Origin of the sequence: Saccharopolyspora galaxeae (assembly GCF_016526145.1) — a bacterium.
Lineage (GTDB): Bacteria > Actinomycetota > Actinomycetes > Mycobacteriales > Pseudonocardiaceae > Saccharopolyspora_C > Saccharopolyspora_C galaxeae.
The window spans coordinates 265,615-284,406 of the sequence record NZ_JADDUE010000005.1; the positions used below are offsets into that span (position 1 = coordinate 265,615).

General features: G+C 70.0%; 21 protein-coding genes. 14 read left to right on the plus strand and 7 right to left on the minus strand.

What is annotated here, in order from left to right:
* Nucleotides 1–101 precede the first annotated feature (101 nt).
* Complete coding sequence (locus INP57_RS14000; protein WP_200070624.1) at nt 102–800, minus strand: response regulator; 699 nt, start codon at nt 798–800, stop codon at nt 102–104.
* A gap of 404 nt (nt 801–1,204) precedes the next feature.
* On the opposite strand from INP57_RS14000, the gene INP57_RS14005 reads away from it, so the two are divergent.
* Nucleotides 1,205–1,342 carry a hypothetical protein gene (locus tag INP57_RS14005; protein ID WP_200070821.1) on the plus strand — a complete coding sequence of 46 codons (138 nt, stop codon included), beginning with the start codon at nt 1,205–1,207 and terminating at the stop codon, nt 1,340–1,342.
* A gap of 138 nt (nt 1,343–1,480) precedes the next feature.
* Here the strand turns inward: INP57_RS14005 and INP57_RS14010 are convergent, their stop codons facing one another.
* Together INP57_RS14010 and sfnG are read right to left on the minus strand one after the other, a co-directional pair.
* Entirely contained in the window at nt 1,481–2,707 is a 1,227-nt protein-coding gene (locus INP57_RS14010) for an acyl-CoA dehydrogenase family protein (RefSeq protein ID WP_200070625.1), read from the minus strand.
* Nucleotides 2,708–2,801: 94 nt separating this feature from the next.
* Entirely contained in the window at nt 2,802–3,929 is a 1,128-nt protein-coding gene (gene sfnG / locus INP57_RS14015) for a dimethylsulfone monooxygenase SfnG (protein ID WP_200070626.1), read from the minus strand.
* A 610-nt stretch (nt 3,930–4,539) separates the two neighbouring features.
* Here sfnG and INP57_RS14020 point away from each other — a divergent pair.
* On the plus strand, nt 4,540–5,025 hold the full coding sequence (locus tag INP57_RS14020; RefSeq protein ID WP_200070627.1) for an NUDIX hydrolase: 486 nt from the start codon (nt 4,540–4,542) through the stop codon (nt 5,023–5,025).
* Nucleotides 5,026–5,158: 133 nt separating this feature from the next.
* Here INP57_RS14020 and INP57_RS14025 read toward each other — a convergent pair whose 3' ends face one another.
* Nucleotides 5,159–6,334: a glycosyltransferase gene (locus tag INP57_RS14025; RefSeq protein WP_200070628.1), complete on the minus strand. Its 1,176-nt coding sequence runs from the start codon at nt 6,332–6,334 to the stop codon at nt 5,159–5,161.
* A gap of 173 nt (nt 6,335–6,507) precedes the next feature.
* Here INP57_RS14025 and INP57_RS14030 point away from each other — a divergent pair, with 173 nt between their 5' ends.
* The 9 genes from INP57_RS14030 to INP57_RS14070 are packed head-to-tail and all read left to right on the plus strand — an operon-like array spanning nt 6,508 to nt 13,910.
* Nucleotides 6,508–7,332 carry a CoA transferase subunit A gene (locus INP57_RS14030; protein ID WP_200070629.1) on the plus strand — a complete coding sequence of 275 codons (825 nt, stop codon included), beginning with the start codon at nt 6,508–6,510 and terminating at the stop codon, nt 7,330–7,332.
* Complete coding sequence (locus INP57_RS14035; RefSeq protein ID WP_200070630.1) at nt 7,329–8,087, plus strand: CoA-transferase subunit beta; 759 nt, start codon at nt 7,329–7,331, stop codon at nt 8,085–8,087. The genes INP57_RS14030 and INP57_RS14035 overlap by 4 nt, the downstream gene beginning before the upstream one ends.
* Nucleotides 8,088–8,095: 8 nt before the next feature.
* Nucleotides 8,096–9,277 carry a thiolase family protein gene (locus tag INP57_RS14040; protein ID WP_200070631.1) on the plus strand — a complete coding sequence of 394 codons (1,182 nt, stop codon included), beginning with the start codon at nt 8,096–8,098 and terminating at the stop codon, nt 9,275–9,277.
* 9 nt (nt 9,278–9,286) lie between these two features.
* Nucleotides 9,287–10,021: a protocatechuate 3,4-dioxygenase subunit beta gene (gene pcaH, locus INP57_RS14045; protein WP_200070632.1), complete on the plus strand. Its 735-nt coding sequence runs from the start codon at nt 9,287–9,289 to the stop codon at nt 10,019–10,021.
* The gene (pcaG, locus tag INP57_RS14050) at nt 10,021–10,599 is read left to right on the plus strand and encodes a protocatechuate 3,4-dioxygenase subunit alpha (RefSeq protein WP_200070633.1); all 579 of its coding nucleotides are present in this window, start codon (nt 10,021–10,023) and stop codon (nt 10,597–10,599) included. The genes pcaH and pcaG overlap by 1 nt, the downstream gene beginning before the upstream one ends.
* Nucleotides 10,571–11,935 carry a 3-carboxy-cis,cis-muconate cycloisomerase gene (gene pcaB, locus INP57_RS14055; RefSeq protein WP_233627521.1) on the plus strand — a complete coding sequence of 455 codons (1,365 nt, stop codon included), beginning with the start codon at nt 10,571–10,573 and terminating at the stop codon, nt 11,933–11,935. Before pcaG ends, pcaB begins: the two co-directional genes overlap by 29 nt.
* The gene (gene pcaD, locus INP57_RS14060; RefSeq protein ID WP_233627522.1) at nt 11,935–12,696 is read left to right on the plus strand and encodes a 3-oxoadipate enol-lactonase; all 762 of its coding nucleotides are present in this window, start codon (nt 11,935–11,937) and stop codon (nt 12,694–12,696) included. Before pcaB ends, pcaD begins: the two co-directional genes overlap by 1 nt.
* Complete coding sequence (gene pcaC, locus INP57_RS14065) at nt 12,693–13,076, plus strand: 4-carboxymuconolactone decarboxylase (RefSeq protein ID WP_200070636.1); 384 nt, start codon at nt 12,693–12,695, stop codon at nt 13,074–13,076. The genes pcaD and pcaC overlap by 4 nt, the downstream gene beginning before the upstream one ends.
* A 42-nt stretch (nt 13,077–13,118) precedes the next feature.
* The gene (locus INP57_RS14070; protein WP_200070637.1) at nt 13,119–13,910 is read left to right on the plus strand and encodes an IclR family transcriptional regulator; all 792 of its coding nucleotides are present in this window, start codon (nt 13,119–13,121) and stop codon (nt 13,908–13,910) included.
* A 134-nt stretch (nt 13,911–14,044) separates the two neighbouring features.
* On the opposite strand, the gene INP57_RS14075 is transcribed toward INP57_RS14070, so the two are convergent.
* Nucleotides 14,045–14,308 carry an alpha-amylase inhibitor gene (locus INP57_RS14075; protein ID WP_200070638.1) on the minus strand — a complete coding sequence of 88 codons (264 nt, stop codon included), beginning with the start codon at nt 14,306–14,308 and terminating at the stop codon, nt 14,045–14,047.
* A 403-nt stretch (nt 14,309–14,711) separates the two neighbouring features.
* On the opposite strand from INP57_RS14075, the gene INP57_RS14080 reads away from it, so the two are divergent.
* The 3 genes from INP57_RS14080 (at nt 14,712) to INP57_RS14090 (ending at nt 16,284) form a co-directional block, all read left to right on the plus strand.
* A complete protein-coding gene (locus INP57_RS14080; protein ID WP_200070639.1) occupies nt 14,712–15,047 on the plus strand; it encodes a hypothetical protein in 336 nt (111 codons plus the stop codon).
* A gap of 164 nt (nt 15,048–15,211) precedes the next feature.
* A complete protein-coding gene (locus tag INP57_RS14085) occupies nt 15,212–16,066 on the plus strand; it encodes a helix-turn-helix domain-containing protein (RefSeq protein WP_200070640.1) in 855 nt (284 codons plus the stop codon).
* Nucleotides 16,067–16,107: 41 nt separating this feature from the next.
* Nucleotides 16,108–16,284, plus strand: coding sequence for a DUF397 domain-containing protein (locus INP57_RS14090; RefSeq protein ID WP_233627523.1), 177 nt, complete (start codon nt 16,108–16,110; stop codon nt 16,282–16,284).
* 108 nt (nt 16,285–16,392) lie between these two features.
* On the opposite strand, the gene INP57_RS14095 is transcribed toward INP57_RS14090, so the two are convergent.
* Together INP57_RS14095 and INP57_RS14100 are read right to left on the minus strand one after the other, a co-directional pair.
* Nucleotides 16,393–17,310, minus strand: a complete 918-nt coding sequence (locus INP57_RS14095; RefSeq protein ID WP_200070642.1) for a sugar kinase — start codon at nt 17,308–17,310, stop codon at nt 16,393–16,395.
* The gene (locus tag INP57_RS14100) at nt 17,307–18,776 is read right to left on the minus strand and encodes a mannitol dehydrogenase family protein (protein ID WP_200070643.1); all 1,470 of its coding nucleotides are present in this window, start codon (nt 18,774–18,776) and stop codon (nt 17,307–17,309) included. Before INP57_RS14100 ends, INP57_RS14095 begins: the two co-directional genes overlap by 4 nt.
* Nucleotides 18,777–18,792 lie beyond the last annotated feature (16 nt).

Genomic DNA, 18,792 nt, shown 5'->3' on the forward strand with positions numbered 1-18,792 from the left:
CTTCAGCGCTTAACGGGGTCCGGTTTGACCCGTTCAGCCTAGGAACACCGGCAGCCGAACACATGCCGAAGCACGCATGCGAACTCGTTCGAGGCGCCTGATCACTTGTCGTGGTGGCCCTGGCGCAGTTCGGTGGCCAGCACCGCTGCCTGGGTGCGGCGTTGCATCCCGAGCTTGGCCAGCAGCTGGGAGACGTAGTTCTTCACCGTCTTCTCGGCGAGGAACATCCGCTCGGCGATCTGCCGATTGGTCATGCCGACGCCGATCAGCTCCAGCACCGCGCGTTCCTGCTCGGTCAGCCGGTGCAGCGGGTCCTCCTGGGCCTGCTTGCGCCGCTGCCGCTCCAGCACGGCCGCGGTGGTGCGCGAGTCCAGCAGCGACCGGCCCGCGGCGACCTGCCGGATGGCCGAGCGCAGGTCGGAGCCGAGCACCTGCTTGAGCACGTAGCCGGAGGCACCCGCCATGATCGCGTCCAGCAGCGCCTCGTCGTCGGAGAAGGAGGTCAGCACCAGGCACCGCACGCCGGGCAGGATCGTCAGCAGTTCGCGGCACAGCTCGATGCCGTTGCCGTCCGGCAGCCGCACGTCCAGCACGGCGACGTCCGGATTCGCCCGCGGCAACCGCACGAGGGCTTCGCGCACCGAGCCGACATCGGCGACGATCTCGAAGTCGGTTTCGTCCTCCAGCAGATCGGCGATGCCCCGGCGCACCACCTCGTGATCGTCCACGAGTGCGATCCGGGTGCCGCGCGCGGCGCCGTCCGGTGCGCCCTCTTCCCGGACGCCGTCACCTGTGTCCATCTCGCAGCCCCGCTTCCACCCGCGGACCGCGGGCGACGCGCCAGATCTCGCCTTCCCCAGGCTAAGCGCAGCTCCCCCGGCCCACAGCAACAGCCGGATGCGCGCGCGGCCGCTCAGCTGATCCGCACTCCGGTTTCGATGTTCCGCCGCATCACGGTTCGTCCCATCTATTCGCCCGGCCGCCCACCGCGGCCGGATCCCCTCGCAGTCAAAGGTAGAAATCGGATACGCGGCGTCACACGGCCAAAGGTCCCCACCCACCCGGCCGGATGACGGGCGAGGTGATCGGTTCCGCCGCGTCGCCGGGCGTGGTGTGATCGGTCGTGCGGCTTCGAACACGGGGCGCGGACGCGAGCTGCGGAAGGGGCGGAATGCAGCGAGGACGCAGGGGCCACCCGTGCGAGGTGGACACCACCCGGCTCGGGCCGTACCAGTGCCCGGAGTGCGGGCAGCACTGGGAGGTCAACGGCATCGCCGGTTTCGAGCCGAAGGTGCGCCGGGTCAGCCGGGTGGCGTGGTTCTTCGCCAAGTGGTTCGGCTGAGGCCGATCGAGCGACCGGTCGCATCGGCACGGGCTATCGCAGGATCTTTCCCGCATCGACTCGCCCGACGGCAGCGCCCGCGCGAGAGCGCCCGCCCGGCTGGATCGCCGGACGGGCGCTGGTGCCACGGCATCGGGCTCAGGTGTACCAGGTGGGTTCCGGGATTTCGCCGAGCAACGCGTAGCGGCCGACTTCGACCCGCTTGTAGGCCACCGGGTCGTGCAGCGTGTGCGTGCGCAGATTGCGCCAGAAGATGTCCAGGCCCGCCTTGTTCGAGGTGGCCCGCGCACCGGTGACCTCGTAGATCTTGGTCGCGATCTCCAGGCCGGTGTCCACGATCCGCTGCTTCGCCGCCGCGATCAGCACGGCCGCCGAGCCGCGCTGCTGCGCGGTCACCGACTCGCGCTCGGCGTGCAGCAGTTGCTCCAGCTCGCCGCCCGCCCGGTCGATCAGCGCCTCCGCCGCCCACAGCTTGGCCTGCAGGTCGCCGTAGGCGTCGAGGACGTAGAACTCCTCGGTGGCGCTTTCCTTGTTGTCCCCGCCGTAGGGCCAGGCGCGGGTCTTCTCCCGGGTGTAAGAACTCGCCACGTCCAGCGCGCCCTGCGCGATGCCCAGGTAGAAGTTCGCGAACACCAGCTGGATGGTGGGCGTGTTCAGCGTGTTGTAGACCAGCGGCCGGAATTCCTTGTCCACGTAGCCCGCCGCCGATTCCCACGGCACCCGCACGTCGCGGATCTCGACGCTGCCGGACTCGGTGAGCCGCTGGCCCAGGTTGTCCCAGTCGTCGCCGAACACGATGCGGTCCTGGTCGGAGGGCACGATCGCGAAGATGTGCTTGTCGGTGCCCGCCAGCACGCCTTCCAGGACGGTCAGGTCGGAGACCTTGCCGCCGGTGGAGAACGACTTGCGGCCGTTGAACACGATTTCCGCGCCGTCGTCGGTGATCACCACGTCGGCGTCGCGGGGGTTGACCGCCCCGCCGAAGAACAGGACCTCGCCGGTGTAGAGCCGCTCGACCTGCTCGATCTGCTCGTCGGTGCCGACCAGCCGCACGGCCCAGGCCCACAGGTAGTGGTAGCCGAGCAGCTGGCCGATGGATCCGTCGCCCTTGGCGACCTCGCGGGTGACCTTGTACGCGGTGGACCAGGTCTGCCCGCCCCCGCCGTGCTCGGCGGGGCCGAGCAGGGTCACCAGCCCGGCGTCCTTGAGCAGCCGGACCTCGGCGTGCGGGGTCTCGCCCGCCCGGTCGCGGGCGACCGCGTCGGTGGCCAACAGCGCGGCGACGTCTTGCGCCCGCTCGATCCAGCCCTGCGCGGTGCTCGGGCGCTGCTGCCAGCGCGTCGCGGTGTCGTCGGTAACGCTCATTCTGTTGTCTCCAAGTCAGGTCAGGAGGTGTCCGCGCACCGGCCGTTGCGGCTGGCCCGGTGCGCGACCACCTGCGTGCGAAGAGTTCGAGGGCTCAGACAGCGGCGCCGACGGGATCGCCCTTGCGGTCCAGTTCGGCTTCCAGCTCGCGGACGATGGGCAGCACGTGCTGGCCGAAGTGCTCGACGTCTTCGAGGTAGTGCAGGAAACCCAGCAGGATCAGGTTCGCGCCGCGCTTCTTGTACTCGATGATCCGGTGCGCGATCTGCTCCGGGGTGCCGATCAGCCCGGTGCGGAAACCGTCGTTGTACTGCACCAGATCGGCGAACTCGGAGTCCGCCCACATGCCCTTTCCGTCCGATGTGGAGTTACCGGCCTGCTGCACGGACTTGCGGAAGCCCTCCACGGCCTCGGTGTCCGCCTTGTCCACGATCTCCCGCAGCACGGCCTTGGCCTCGGACTCGGTCTCGCGGGCGATCAGGAAGCCGTTGAGTCCGAATCGGACGGTGTGCCGGTTCGCCGCCGCGTGCTCGCGGACGTCGGCGACCTGCTCGGAGAAACCGTCGAAGTCCTTGCCGTTGCTGAAGTACCAGTCCGACACGCGCCCGGCCAGCCGCCGTGCGGCGGTGGAGTTGCCGCCCTGGAAGATCTCCGGGTGCGGCCGCCCGGGCACCTGGTACGGCTGCGGGCGCAGGCTGAAGTCGCGGATCCGGTAGAAGTCGCCTGCCAGCTCGAAGTTCGGCTGCGTCCACAATCCGCGCAGCACGCGGATGAACTCCTCGGTGCGCCGGTAGCGCTCGTCGTGCTCCAGCCACGGCTCGCCGAGGCCGGTGAACTCGCCCTTGAACCAGCCGCTGACGATGTTCACCGCGAACCGGCCCTGCGAGATGATGTCTGCGGTGATCCCGAACTTCGCCAGGATCGCCGGGTGCCACAGCCCGGGGTGCGCGGCCACGATCAGCTTCAGCCGCTCGGTCTCGGTGAGCAGGCCGAGGCTGAACGCCGCCGGATCGTGCTGCTCGGCGGCGCTGTAGCTGGAGGCGTAGCGGACCTGGCTGAGCGCGTACTCGAACCCGCTGCGCTCGGCGAGCACCGCGAGCCGCTTGTTGTAGTCGTAGCTGAACTCGGTGCGCTGTTCGATGGTGCTGGTGACCAGGCCGCCGCTGACGTTGGGCACCCAGTAGGCGAACTTCAGCGGTTCGGCGGGCTTGTCTTCGGACACGGTCGTCTCCCGTTGTGCGGTCGTGCTCGGGCGGCGGCGCGCGGACGCGCTGCAACGCGGTGCGAGAAAGGGATCGACCGGCGGGCCGCCGCGCGATTGACGCGCTGCGCGGCCGTCGCCGGGTACAGCGGAACTGCGCCTGCCTGGGAACTGAGCCGACCTGGAACCGGGCCGGTCTGGGAACTGAACCGACCCGGGAACCGGGTCTGCCTGGCAACCGGCCTGCCTGGGGAATCGGACCTGCCTGCTACAGGACGCGGAAAACGGCCGGAAGTTCGCGAGCGGCGGCGCTGGAGATCAGAATCGACAACCCTGCGCGCCGACGCGGACGAGGTCCACGTGGCGGCGTTTCGTCAGCTGCGCGGCGAACACGGGCTCATCCGACCAGGGCCGCCGAAGGACTGTCAACAGCGCCGAACGGCGTTCCACGCTGCGGACACCCGGACCATCCACAAAGGACCAATCGGCCCAGTGCGGCCCGCCGGGTGCTGGAGCCGCCCACCGGGCCCCGCGCGCGGCCGCGTTGCTGCGGGATTTCCGGGCGCACCGGCGGTAACCTGATCGGTTCGACAGCGGCCCGGCCGCCGGGGCTCGACGAAGGGATCTTGCGATGGCGAAGTTCTCCTGGCACACCCGCGCCGTGCCTGCCGAGCTGCCGGTCCGGCAGGTCTACGGATTCCTGTTCGCCCCCGACGGCCGCGTGCTCATCCGGGTCGACGGCGGCAAGCACTCGCTGCCCGGCGGACGACCCGAACCGGGCGAGTGCGGCTACGTCGAGGTGCTGCGCAGGGAGACCTTCGAGGAGGTCACGCTGGACATCACCGAGCCGCACTACCTCGGCTACCAGTGCGTGGACGACGGCGTCTCCCCGTACGCGCAGGTGCGCATGGCCGCGCGGATCAGCGGGGTGCACGCCCCGGAGCCGGACCCGGACAACGGGCGGACCTACCTGCGGCTGCTGGTGCACCCGGCGAAAGCCGGTGACCTGCTCAACTGGGGCGAAACCGGGCACCAGCAGGCCGTGGCCGCGGCGAACGCGGCGGTCGCCGTGCTGGGCCTGCCGCAGGACGGCCTGCCCGCCAGCGGATATCTCTAGGGCCTTGCGGAAGCGTCTGCGGAGCGGTTCCGCTCGAACTGCCGCGCGGGACCGGCCACCGGCGTAGCCACAGCCGCGGAAGGCCGCTCCCCGATCCGGCTTCATCGACCGGAAAGGCTCCCCGCCAGGACGCTCACGACAGCCGCGCCAGCTCCGGCAGTCGCCCGGCGAGTTCCTCCGGTGCGGGCATCGCGGCGATCTCGGCCGAGATCCTGCCCGCGACCTGCCGCGTGCGGTCGTCCGCCAGCAGGCCGCGAGCCGCGGCCCCGATCGCGGACGCATCGGCCTCGTCGGGCAGCAGCCGCGCACCGGCGCCCGAGTCGTGCACCGCGGCGGCGTTGACGAACTGGTCGGCACCGCGCGGCAGCACGAGCTGCGGCACACCGGTGCTCAACGCGCCGAGCGTCGTGCCGCTGCCGCCGTGGTGCACCAGCAGGTCGATGTGCGGCATTAGGCGCGCTTGCGGGACCCATCGCTCGACCAGCACGTTGCCCGGCACATCCCCGAGTTGCGCGACGTCCACCGCCGGACCGGCCGCGACCAGCACGTCGGCTTCCAACGGCGCCAGCGCGTCGATCCCCCGGCGCAACGTCTCGGCGGTGCCGAACCCGGTGCCGAACGTCAGGTACACGAGCTGCCTGTTCCGGCCCAGCTGCCTGTTCCGGCCCAACTCCCTGTTCCGGCGCAGCACCGGCTCGGGCAGCTCGCCTGCTTCGGCGAACGCCCGAGGACGCATTTCGATCCGCTCCGGCCGGGACCGGAACGCGGGGTCCTGCAGCGATGGCGGATAGATGTCGAGGTAAGGGGCCGCTTTCCCGACGGGAAGACCCACCTCGGCGGCGACCGCCGCCAGCTGCTCGCGGTGCTCCTCGAATCCCTTGTCGACCGCAGGGCCGACGCCGTGCGCGACGGCGGGCACCCCGGCGCGCCGGGCGGCGAGTTCCGCTCCGCCGGTGGCGGCCTCGAACACCACCAGGTCGGGCTCGAACCGGGCGAGCACCGGTTCCAGGTCTGCGAGGAAGCGCCACGGCAGCACCGTGCCGAACGCCGCGGCCCCGACCGCGGGCAACTGCTCCGGCGACAGCTCGCCGAGTTCGGTGCCGAACAGGTCCCTGGCGGCCTCCGCACCCGCTTCGCTGATCGACGCTCCGGCGTCGATCGGTTCGAAACCCGCGGCGCGCAGCGGATCGTGCATGACCCGGCCGGTCGCGAAAGCGACCTCGTGGCCTTGCTCGCGGGCGGCGACGGCCAGCGGCAGCAGCGGATGAACATGCCCGTACGCGGCGAGCGCGGTGAACAGGACGCGCATTCCGCTCAACTTAGCCGCCCGCGCTCGCGCACACGCGCGGTTTCCGGCGAAGGGTTCGGAATCAATGCAGTTCGTTTGTGGGCGAACGGGATCTCTTGACCGGCCATCCAGCCGCTCGCTATGTTCGTATTAAGCACATCTGTTCACTATGCGCACGATCGGAGCTGATCGGGGTGGCACGCATCCTGGCGCTGTCCGAAGCCATCGCGGAGCTGGTCGCCGACGGCGACGAGGTCGCCATGGAGGGCTTCACCCATCTCATCCCCGTCGCGGCCGGGCAGGAGATCATCCGGCAGGGCCGCGAGGACCTCACGCTGGTGCGGATGACGCCGGACATCGTCTACGACCAGCTGATCGGCGCCGGGTGCGCGCGCAAGCTGGTGTTCTCCTGGGGCGGCAACCCCGGTGTCGGCTCGCTGCACCGGTTCCGCGATGCCGTGCAGAACTCCTGGCCGGTACCGCTGGAGATCGAGGAGCACAGCCACGCGGGCATGGCCAACCGCTACGCCGCGGGCGCCTCCGGGCTGCCGTTCGCGGTGCTGCGCGGCTACACCGGCACCGACCTGGTCGAGCAGACCGAGAACATCAAGACCATCCGGTGCCCGTTCACCGGCGAGACGCTGGCCGCGGTGCCCGCGCTGAACCCGGACGTCGGCATCGTGCACGCCCAGCAGGCCGACCGGGCGGGCAACGTGCAGATGTGGGGCATCACCGGGGTGCAGAAGGAGACCGTGCTCGCCTCGAAGCGTTCCCTGGTGACCGTCGAGGAGATCGTCGACGAGCTCACCCCGCGCCCCGGCGGCGTGGTGCTGCCGAAGTGGGCGGTGACCGCGGTCGCCGAAGCGCCCGGCGGAGCGCGCCCCTCCTACGCGCAGGGCTTCTACGAGCGCGACAACGGCTACTACCAGAACTGGGACGCGATCTCCCGCAGCCGCGAGGAATTCGAGACCTGGATCGAGGCGAACGTGCGGACCACCGCCGAGAGGAGCGCGCGATGACGTTCACCGCCGACGAGATGATGAGCGTCGCCGCCGCGCGCACGCTGCACAACGGCGCCGCCTGCTTCGTGGGCATCGGCCTGCCCAGCACCGCAGCCAACCTCGCCCGCCGCACGCACGCCCCGGACCTGGTGCTGGTCTACGAGTCCGGCACGCTCGGGACCAAGCCGGACCAGCTGCCGCTGTCGATCGGCGACGGCATCCTCGCCGACACCGCGGACTCGGTGGTCAGCGTGCCGGAGATCTTCAACTACTGGTTGCAGCCGGGCCGGATCGACTTCGGCTTCCTCGGCGGCGCGCAGGTGGACAAGTTCGGCAACATCAACTCCACCGTGATCGGCGGGGACTACGCGAGTCCGAAGGTGCGGCTGCCCGGCGCGGGCGGTGCCCCGGAGATCGCGGCGAACTGCCGGGAAGTGCTCATCGTGATGCGCCAGAGCACCCGCAGCTTCGTCGAGCAGGTCGACTTCGTCAGCTCCGTCGGGTTCGGCCGCGGCAAGGGCGATCGGGAGAAGCTCGGGTTGCAGGGCCGCGGCCCGGTGAAGGTGATCACCGATCTGGGCGTCATGCAGCCCGATCCGGACACCTGCGAGCTCACCCTGACCACGCTGAGCCCCGGCGTCGAGGTCGGGCAGGTCAAGGAAGCCACCGGCTGGGACCTCAAGGTCGTCGACGAGCCGGGCGTGCAGGACCCGCCGACCGAAACGGAGCTCAGCGTGCTGCGGGAACTCAAAGCAACGATCGGGAAGGACTGAGAGCTTCCATGAGCAACGGGGCTTACGTCCTCGACGCGGTGCGCACCCCCATCGGCCGCTACGGAAAGGGCCTGGCCGCGGTGCGCCCGGACGACCTGGCCGCGCACGTGGTGCGCACGCTGGTCGAGCGCACTTCCGGGCTGGACCCGGCACGGATCGAGGACGTCGCGTTCGGCGACGCCAACGGCGCCGGAGAGGACAACCGCAACGTCGCGCGGATGGCGGCACTGCTGGCCGGGCTGCCCACCAGCGTGGCCGGATCGACGGTGAACCGGCTGTGCGGCTCCGGGCTGGAGGCCGCGATCGGCGCGAGCCGCGCGGTGCAGACCGGGGACAACGACCTGGTGATCGCCGGTGGCGTGGAGTCGATGAGCCGGGCGCCGTGGGTGTTGCAGAAGCCGGAGAAGGTTTATCCGAACGGCCACGAGACGCTGCACTCCACCACGCTCGGCTGGCGGATGGTCAACCCGGAGATGCCCGAGCGCTGGACCATCGCGCTCGGTGCCTCCGCCGAGCTGCTGGCGGACCGCTACAAGATCAGCCGCGCCGAGCAGGACGCCTTCGCGGTGCGCAGCCACCGGCGCGCGGCCGCGGCCTGGGAGGCGGGTCTGTTCGACGACGAGGTGGCGGCCGTGCCCGGCACCGAGCTGACCCGCGACGAGGGCATCCGCCCGGACAGCTCCACCGAGAAGCTGGCCGGTCTCAAGCCCGCGTTCCGCGCGGACGGCACGGTCACCGCGGGCAACTCCTCCCCGCTCAACGACGGCGCGTCGGCGCTGCTGATCGGCTCCGAGTCGGTGGCAGGTGACCTCGGCGCGCAGCCGCTCGCGCGGATCGCCGCCCGCGGCGTCGCAGGGGTGGATCCGGACGTGTTCGGCATCGGCCCGGTCGAGGCGGCCAACACCGCGCTGCGCCGCGCCGGCATCGGCTGGAGCGACCTGGCCGCGGTGGAACTCAACGAGGCTTTCGCCGCGCAATCGCTGGCCTGCCTGGCAGAGTGGCCGGAGCTGGATCCGGAGATCGTCAACGTGCAGGGCGGGGCGATCGCGATCGGGCACCCGCTGGGCGCGTCCGGGGCGCGGATCCTCGGCAGCCTGGCGCATCAGCTGCGGCGCAACGGCGGCGGCTGGGGCCTGGCGGCGATCTGCATCGGCGTCGGGCAGGGCCTGGCAGTGGTACTCGAAGCGTAGGAGTCGACGATGACCGCACAACACAGCTCCGGCCTGCTGGTGCCGAAGTACCGCCCGGACGGCGACTCGCACCCGCCGCTGGACACCCCGGAATACGGGTCTTCGGCGCTGCGGCACCCGAAGCGGCCGTTGCAGCTGCTGCCGCAGTACCTCACCGAGGTCACCGGCCCGCTGCTCGGGCACGACCGGGTCGGCGAGACCGACCACGACCTGACGGTGCAGCACGAGGGCGAACCGCTGGGCGAGCGGATCATCGTCAGCGGCCGGGTGCTGGACTCGGACGGCAAACCGGTTCCGGAGACGCTGCTGGAGCTGTGGCAGGCGAACGCGGCCGGTCGCTACCGCCACGCCGGGGACCGCCATCCCGCGCCGCTGGACCCGAACTTCACCGGTGTCGGGCGCGCGATGACCGACGCGGACGGCTGCTACCGGTTCGTCACCATCAAGCCCGGGGCGTATCCGTGGCGCAACCACGACAACGCGTGGCGGCCCGCGCACCTGCACTTCTCATTGTTCGGGCAGGCGTTCACGCAGCGGCTGATCACCCAGATGTACTTCCCGGGGGATCCGCTGTTCTACCAGGACCCGATCTTCAACTCGGTGCGCGACCCGGCCGCCCGCGAGCGGATGATCAGCACCTTCGACCTGGACACGACGGTGCCGGAGTGGGCGCTGAGCTACAAGTTCGACATCGTGCTGCGCGGCTCGGAAGCGACCGTGTTCGAGGAGGAGGACGACGACTGATGACGGACTCCACAGTGGACGAACTGGGCACCACGCCGTCGCAGACGGTCGGGCCGTTCTTCGCGCTGCCGGGCGGAATGATGTGGGACGACGGCCCGGCGATCGTGCCCGCGGGCACGCCCGGATCGATCGTCGTGCGCGGCACGGTGCTCGACGGCGACGGCACGCCGGTGCCGGACGCGGTGATCGAGCTCTGGGGCGCCGACGAGCAGGGCCGGTTCTCGCACCCCAACGATCCGCGCGGCGGGTCGGCCTCGTTCGAGAATTTCGGGCGCTGCGGCACCGATCCGCAGGGCGGGTTCTGGTTCCGCACCGTCAAACCGGGTCCGCTGCCCACTCCGGACGGTCGCACCGAGGCGCCGCACCTGGACGTCACGGTGCTGGCGCGCGGAATGCTCAACCGCGTGGTCACCCGGATCTACTTCCCCGATGAGCAGGCTGCCAACGCCACCGATCCGGTGCTGTCCGCAGTGGACGCCGAGCGGCGCGGCACCCTGATCGCGGTCGCCGACGAGCGCAGCGTGCGGTTCGACATCAGGCTGCAGGGCGATGACGAGACCGTTTTCTTCGACCTCTGAGCCCGGCTTGTTCGCGCCGATGTTCAGCACCCCCGATGCCGCGGCGGGCACCGGCCGCGGCGCTTGGGTGCAGGCCATGCTGGACTTCGAGGCCGCGCTGGCGCGCGCGCAAGCCCGCGCCGGGCTCGTTCCGGAATCCGCGGCCGCGCAGATCGCCCGGCACTGCCGCGCCGAGGAGTTCGACCTCGAATCGCTGGCGCAGCGCGCGGTTTCCTCGGCAACACCGGTGATCGGGCTGGTGGCGGACCTCGGCGAGCTGGTCCCGGCGGACGCGCGCCCGTATGTCCACAATGGTGCGACCAGCCAGGACGTGCTGGACACCGCCGCGATGCTGGTGGCACGCCGCACGTTGCGCGGGGTGCTCGCGGATTTGCGCAGCGCTGCCGGGCATTGCGCGCGGTTGGCCGGCGAACACCGCGGCACGGTGATGATCGGGCGCTCGCTGTTGCAGCAGGCGTTGCCGACGACGTTCGGGCGTCGCTGCGCCGCGTGGCTGACCGCGCTGTCCGAATCCACCGAGCAGCTAGAGCGGGTGTTCACCACGCGGCTCGCGGTGCAGCTCGGTGGTCCGGCCGGGACGCTGGACTCGCTGGGCGGTCGCGGCGTCGAGGTCTTGGGCCACCTCGCCGCGGAGCTGGAACTGGCCGAGCCGGTGCTGCCATGGCACACCGACCGCACCCGGATCGCCGAACTCGCGGGCGCGCTCGGCACCGTCGCGGGCGGCCTCGGCAAGATCGCGCTGGACGTCGAACTGCACGCGCAGACCGAAATCGGCGAGCTCACCGAAGGCAGCTCCGGCGGCTCCTCCGCGATGCCGCACAAGCAGAACCCGGCGGGATCGGTGCTGATCAGCGCCGCCGCGCACCGTGTTCCCGGCCTGGTGAGCAGCTTGCTGGCGGCGATGCCGCAGGCGCACGAACGCGCCGCCGGTGCGTGGCAGTCCGAATGGGAGCCGTTGAGCGAACTGCTGCGCCTGGTCGCGGCCGCGGCGGCGGGAACCGACCGGCTGCTGGCGAATCTCCGCGTGCACCCGGAGGGCATGGCGTCCAATGTGGACCTCACCGGCGGTCTGGTGCTGGCCGCGGCCGCTTCCTCGGCACTGCTCGGCTCAATGGGCCGCGGTGCGGCACAGCAACTCGTCAAGGAGTTGTGCGAGCGGGTCGTCGAGCGGGGCACTTCGCTGCGCGCGGAATTGATCGCCGACGAGCGGGTTCGCGAAGTACTGTCCGAACAGGAGATCATCCGCGCCACCGAGCCCGGCGACAACCTGGGTTCGGCGGGCGCGTTCATCGATCGTGCGCTGGCGCTGCACGAGGCGGGAGGGAATTCGCCGTGATGCCGCATTACGAACTCACCGGGCCCGAAGGGGCCGAGGTGGTCGTGCTGTCGAACTCGCTGGGCACCGATCTGTCCCTGTGGGACGACCAGGAGCCCGCACTGGCCGAGCGGTTCCGCGTGTTGCGCTACGACCAGCGCGGCCACGGCCGCAGCTCGGCTCCGCCCGGCCCGTACGGGCTGGCCGACCTCGGCGGGGACGTGCTGGAACTGCTGGATTCGCTCGGGATCGAGCGCGCGCACTTCGCCGGGGTGTCGCTGGGCGGCATGACCGGCATGTGGCTGGCCGAACGACACCCGGACCGGATCGGGCGGCTGGCGCTGCTGTGCACTTCGGCATCGCTGACCCCGGCCTCGGCGTGGCGCGAACGCGCTGCGCAGGCCCGCGAGCACGGAACCAAGTCCCTTGTGGACGGTTCGGTGAGCCGCTGGTTCACCCCTGCGACGGCGGCGAAGCCGGAGATCGCGGAGAAGTTCGGCAACATGGTCACCGAATGCAGCGACGAGGGCTACGCGGGATGCGCGGAGGCCATCGCGGAGATGGACCTGCTGCCGAAGCTCGGCGAGATCACCGCGCCGACGCTGGTGATCGCCGGGCGCGACGATCCGGCCACTCCCCCGCCGCACGCCGAACTCATCGGCGCCGAGATTCCCGGCGCGCAGGTGGAAATCCTCTCGGCCGCCTCGCACCTCGCCAACGCCGAACGGCCGGAGCCGGTCAACCGCCTGCTGCTGCACCACTTCACGCGGAGCATCCGATGAGCGAGGACGCACAGCGCCACGCCGAGGGCATGGAAGTGCGCCGCGCGGTGCTCGGCGACTCCCACGTGGACCGCGCGGAGGCGAAGAAGTCCGAGTTCACCGAGGGATTCCAGGACTTCATCACGCGCTACGCATGGGGCGAGGTGTGGACCGGGGACGGCGTGGACCGCCGGACCCGCAGCTGCCTGACCCTGGCCATCCTCGCCGCCACCGGCTGCGAGGAGGAGTTCGCGATGCACGTGCGCGCCGCCCGGCGCAACGGCGTAGCCCCGGAAGAGATCCGCGAGGTGCTCATGCACGTCGCGATCTACGCGGGCGTGCCGCGGGCGAACCGCGCGTTCGCGCTGGCCAAGGACGTGCTGGACGCCGAGGGCGAGTGAATTGGGGTCTCCGGCGACCTGGCCGGGCGAGCGAGGAGAACGATGGAATCGGAAACCGGCGGGTACGTGCAGTCCTTGGCGCGGGGGCTGGCGGTGATCCGCGCCTTCGACGAGTCCCGCCCGGAGATGACGCTGAGCGAGGTCGCCCGGGCCACCGACCTGTCCCGGGCGGCGGCGCGGCGGTTCCTGCACACCTTGGCGCAGCTCGGCTACGTCTGGAGCGACGGGCGGGTGTTCACGCTGACCCCGCGGGTGCTGGAGCTGGGTTTCGCCTACCTGTCCAGCGTTTCGCTGCCGGAGATCGCGCAGCCGCACCTGGAGCGGCTCGTCTCGCAGGTGCACGAGTCGGCTTCGGTGTCGGTGCTCGACGGCGACGACATCGTCTACATCGCCCGCGTGCCGACCAGCCGGATCATGACCGTCTCGATCAACATCGGCACCCGGTTCCCCGCCTACGCGACGTCGATGGGCCGGGTGCTGCTGGCGAACCTGCCTGCTGACGAGCTGGATCCGTTCCTGTCGCGGGTGCGCCTGGACCCGCTCGGCCCGCACACCCTGAGCAGCCCGGACGAGCTGCGCCAGGAACTCGCGCGCATCCGCGAACGGGGTTTCGCGCTGGTGGACCAGGAATTGGAAGCCGGCCTGCGGTCCATCGCCGCCCCCGTCCGCAACCGCGCGGGCCGGGTGATCGCAGCGGCGAACATCTCCTCGCACGCCAGCCGCACCACCGGAGCCGAAGCCCGGGAGAACCTGCTGCCACCGCTGCTGGAAACCACCGCGAACATCGAAGCCGACCTGCGCGTGGCACCGGGCTCGGCGGCGAGCACGCCGTGACCGTGCTGGAGTGAACGGACCGCCGTCCCGAGAATCGGGCGACCGGTCCGTTCACTCCGCACCAGCTTGCGCCGATCCGGCTATTCGCGGGCATGTCGTCCTGCCAAGCGCCGCGGCCTATCCGATTGCGCGGATCAGCAGGACTCCACCTTGTCGAGCTCGGGCGCCGTGCCGGCGCCGGACTTGTAGGAGCCCTTGTAGCCCGCCTTGACGGTGATGCAGTTGCTGTCCACCGCGCGCTGGATCACGAACTTGACGCGCTGCTGCGACGAGCAGGTGTTGTTGTAGTAGATCGTCACCGTGGCGTTCCCACCGCTGGCGCTGGTGTGGAAGCAGCTCGGCGCCAGGCCCTTCGCTTCCGGCTGCGCGGGCGCCGCATTGGCCACCCCTTGCGTCAACCCACCTGAAAGAATCGTCGCGGTCAAGAGACCGATGACGGCAGTGCGTCGCATCTTCACCCCACATGTTCGTCCGGACCCCGTTGGTCCGGAACCCCAGAGCCGCCCGGAGCGGGTCGGCAGGAACGAACATAGCGATCGGGCGACGGTTCCCGCCCTTGATCTATGTCCGGGGATTGTCCGGGGACAACTGCACCCGTCCGGACATTGACCACCTGCACCTCACCTGCGAGAACGGTCATTGACTTTTCGTCCGTTGTGGACACAAGACGGTCGGCCACCAACACGAGCACGGGCTCGAAGAGGCGACCGTCCGCGCGATCGCGAAGCGGGCCGGGGGCGATCGTCCGCTCGTGATCCAGCACCACGGCTCGAACAAGGATCTGACGCCATCGCGATCCGGGTGCCCCGTGACAACACCGATGACGATGTCGTCGAGCACCTCTTCGATGTCCGCCTCGGCGGGCGTTCGCCAGGACACCTGTGCTGGAATACGCCGTTCGCGAACATGCCGCTGCGCTACGCCACCGCGGACATCGACCTCGGTGCGGTCACGATCCCGTCCGGAGCGGCGATCCTCGCCGCGCAACTGCTGGCGCTGCCGAAGTTCACCGACGCGGCTACGGCGCACACCGCCGCCGACCTGTGGTACTCGCTGAGCAGGAGTCGCGCACCACCGCGACTACGAGCTGTCCCCGACCATCACCGAACTGCACAACTGGCACCGCAGCACCAGTGATGTCTGCGCCGCGCTGACCTCGCCCACACGCTGAAACCAGCGCAATCGCGGCGATAGCACTGCTTCTTCCCACAATCTCCGATGCTTCCTTCGGGTGATCTCGGTGGTTTGCCCAGTTGGCAACCCGCGAAGCTTGGCCCGCGAAGATCAGTGAAGGGGGCAACATGGGAACGCGCAACGGGGTTCCGGTGCACACCAGGCGGGCCAGCAGCAGGCTGCGCGAGCTACGGCAACGCAGCGGCTTCACCGAGAAGGACGTCTCGCGCGCACTGGGCATCTCGATGAGCAAGGTCAGCCGGATGGAATCCGGCCACCGAGCCTTGAAGGCCGACGACGTGGCCGCACTCCTCGGCCTCTACCGGATACCGGCACGGGAACGGCAGGAAGTTCTCAGCATCGTTCGGGACGGTTCGGAGACCAATTGGTGGACCAGCCGGAGTGTCCCGACCTCGCGGGTCTGGGATGACTTGAAATCGTTCGAAAGCGAAGCCGTCGTCCTGCGCAGCTACGAGACGATGCTCGTCCCCGGGTTGCTGCAAACGCCCGACTATGTGGAGGCGATCACCGCAGCATTGGCCCCGGCTTCACCGGCGATCGATATTGACGCACTGCAAACACAACGCGTGGAACGACAGTTGCTGCTGCATTCCGACCGCCGGTACGAGTTCCTCATCGAGCAAGCAGTCCTGGACCGGCATATCGGCAGCGCCGAGGTGATGTATCACCAGTATCAGCGGATGAGCGCCTTGGCGGATCGGAGCAACATAACCCTGCGCGTGGTCCCCACGAAGGCGGGCGCACACGCTGGGCTAACCGGTCCACTGCTCTACTTCGAGTTTCCGGAGCACGAAGACCTTCTGCTCAGTGAGAGCCGCAGCTCCGCCTCGTACGTGGAAGACCCGCGATGCCTTGCGGACGCGCGGGAAGCTCTCCAAATGCTGCGCAAGGTAGCGCTTTCCCCGGAAGAGTCGGCTAACCTGATCAAGCGTGTTTCCAACGGATTGGAAAGGCAGCCATGATCCACCACGACGCATCACGAGACGCGACGTCACCTGCACTCATGTGGCGCAAGAGCAGCTACAGCTCCGAGGTACGTCACTGCGTCGAGGTCGCCTCGGCCGACCGCGCTGTCGCCGCACGCGACTCGAAGAACCCGCAGGGCGCCGTCCTGCTGATGAGCCCGACGATCTGGTCAACATTCCTGCACGGCATCCGCGACGGCCGCTTCGACCACTGACCCGCACGGCCGACGATCAGACGGAGTGAGCGGACCGCTGGGCCGGTAAGGGTCGGCGAGCGGGACGTTCACTCCGCCCGCGTTGCGGCGGGCGCGCAACGGACAGTCTCACGCCCGCTTCGGCAGTACCTCGTCGGCGACGATGGCGCCCGGGTGGCGGATGACCGTGGCGGCGATTTTCTGGGCGTGCTGGGCGGAATCGGGCGGGGCGGTGCCGGTGAGGCGGGCTGCCAGGTAGGCGGCGTTGAAGGCGTCGCCTGCGGCGGTGGAGTCGACGACCTTCGGGACGTGCTCGGCGGGCAGGCGAAGGGTCCAGTCGCCGTCGAGCAGGACGCAGCCGTTGGCGCCGTCCTTGACCACGGCGTCCTCGACGCCCAGACCGCGCAGCCGGTCCACTGTGGCGGCAGCGTCCGGGTCGGCGAAAAGGGCTTGCTCGTCGGAGAACGTGGGCAACGCGATCGAGGTGAGCCGCCACAGCTCGCGGACCTGCTCGGCAGCTTCCGCGGCGTCCGGCCAGCCCGCTGGGCGGTAGTTGCTGTCGAAGGAGACGCGGCCACCGGAGGTGCGGAACTTCGCCAGCGCCTCCCGCAGACGTTCGCGGGCGGACGGACTGAGGATCTGCAGGGTGATCGCGGACAGGTGCACGACGTCGTAGTCGGCGAAGTCCACACCGTCCACATCGGTCTCGAACAGCTTCCGGGCCGCTGAAAGGGATCGGTAATAGGTGAAGCTGCGCTCGCCGTGTTCGTCGGTGCGCACCAGGTACAGCCCGGGCTGTTCGCCGGGAAGCTGCCGGATCCGCTCGGTGCCGATGCCTTCGCTGCGCATCGCGGTCAGGATCCGCTCGCTGTAGTGGTCGTCGCCGAGCAGCGTGAGGTAATCCACCTGCACTTGGTCCGGAGTGGTCAGACGCGCCAGGTACGCCGCGGTGTTGAACGTGTCTCCTGCGCAGCCCACGGCCAGCGTGTCCGCATCCCGGTGCGTGAGTTCGATCATGCACTCCCCGATCGCCAGCACCCGGATCACGCCCGGCCCTCCCCTGCTCGCACGACTCCTTGTTCAGCGGCCCAGGCACGCGCCCCCGCGGCGCCGAGCCCGCGCAGATTCTCCCGCAGCAGTGCGGTGAAACGGGAATCGGCTGCCAACTCGGCGTCGAGTTCGGACAACAGCCGATCGGCGCGAGCCAACAGCTCAGCCTCATCCGCGGCACGTACCCGGTCGGCCAGCGGGTCGGAGACCGCCAGCTCCGCACCACGATCGTCCACGCTCAGCGCGGTATAGCGCAGCCAAGCTGCCACCACCAGCGCCGTTCGCAGTGGAGATCGACCGGCGGCCATGTTCTGCCGGATCGCGCCGAGCAGGCGGACCGGGAGCTTTTGCGAGCCGTCGGAGGCGACCTGCGCGGTTCGGTGCTTCAGCGCGGGATTGGCGAATCGGCGCAGCACGGTGTCGGCGTAGGCGTGCAGGTCGATCTCCGGGGCGTCCACCGTGGGCAGCACCTCTTCGGTGAGCAGGCTGCGCACGAATCCCTCCAGCGCCTCGTCCTGCACGGCTTCGGCGATGGTTTCGTACCCGGCGAGCCCGCCGAGGTAGGCCAGCGCGGAGTGGCTGCCGTTGAGCACCCGCAGTTTGGCTTGCTCGTACGGAGCCGTGTCGGCGGTGAACACGACGCCGGAGCGCGCCCAATCCGGGCGCCCGCCCGGGAATTCGTCGGTGCTGACCCATTGCGAGTACGGTTCGGCCGCCACCGCGGCCCGATCGCGCACGCCCAGTTCCGCGGCGACCCGCGCCAGGTCTTCCTCGGTCGTGGCGGGCACGATGCGGTCGACCACCGAGGATGGGAATCCGGCTTCGCTTTCCAGGAACTCCACGAGCGGGCGCGCCTCGCCACCCGGCATGAGCGAGCAGAAATCGTGCAGCACCGAACGCAGCGCGGCACCGTTGCCCGGCAGGTTGTCGCAGCTCGCGAGCGCGATCGGCCCGGCATCGGCGGCGATGCGGCGCTGCAAACCGCGCACCAGGGCGCCGATGATCGTGCGCGGGGTGCCGCCGGCGGCTTCCGCGCGCAGTTCGTCGTCGACCAGCAGCCGACCTTCCGGACCCAGCCGGTATCCCTTCTCGGTGACCGTCAGCGTCACCGCCCGAGTCGCCGGAGAAGCCAGGGCATCGAGCACCTTCTCCTGCTGCGTGGGCAGATGAGCGGTGTCCACGATGGAACTCATGACGCGGGAAGAGCGGTGCGATCCTTCCTTCGACAGCACGGCGTAGTAGTGGTCCTGCGCGCGCAGCGACTCCAGCACGTCGGTGGATCGCGGACTCACCGCGAGAATTCCCCAGTCACCCGCGTCCTGGGTGTGGACGGCCTGGTGCGCGCGGTGGAACGCACCGAGTCCGATGTGGACGATACCGGGCGGACCCTGGCCGCGGGCGCCGGGCCGCGCGGCTGCGGGCAACCGATCCAGCCGGGAGGCGTTGAGCCGTGGCTCGGTCACGGGATGCTCCTTCCAG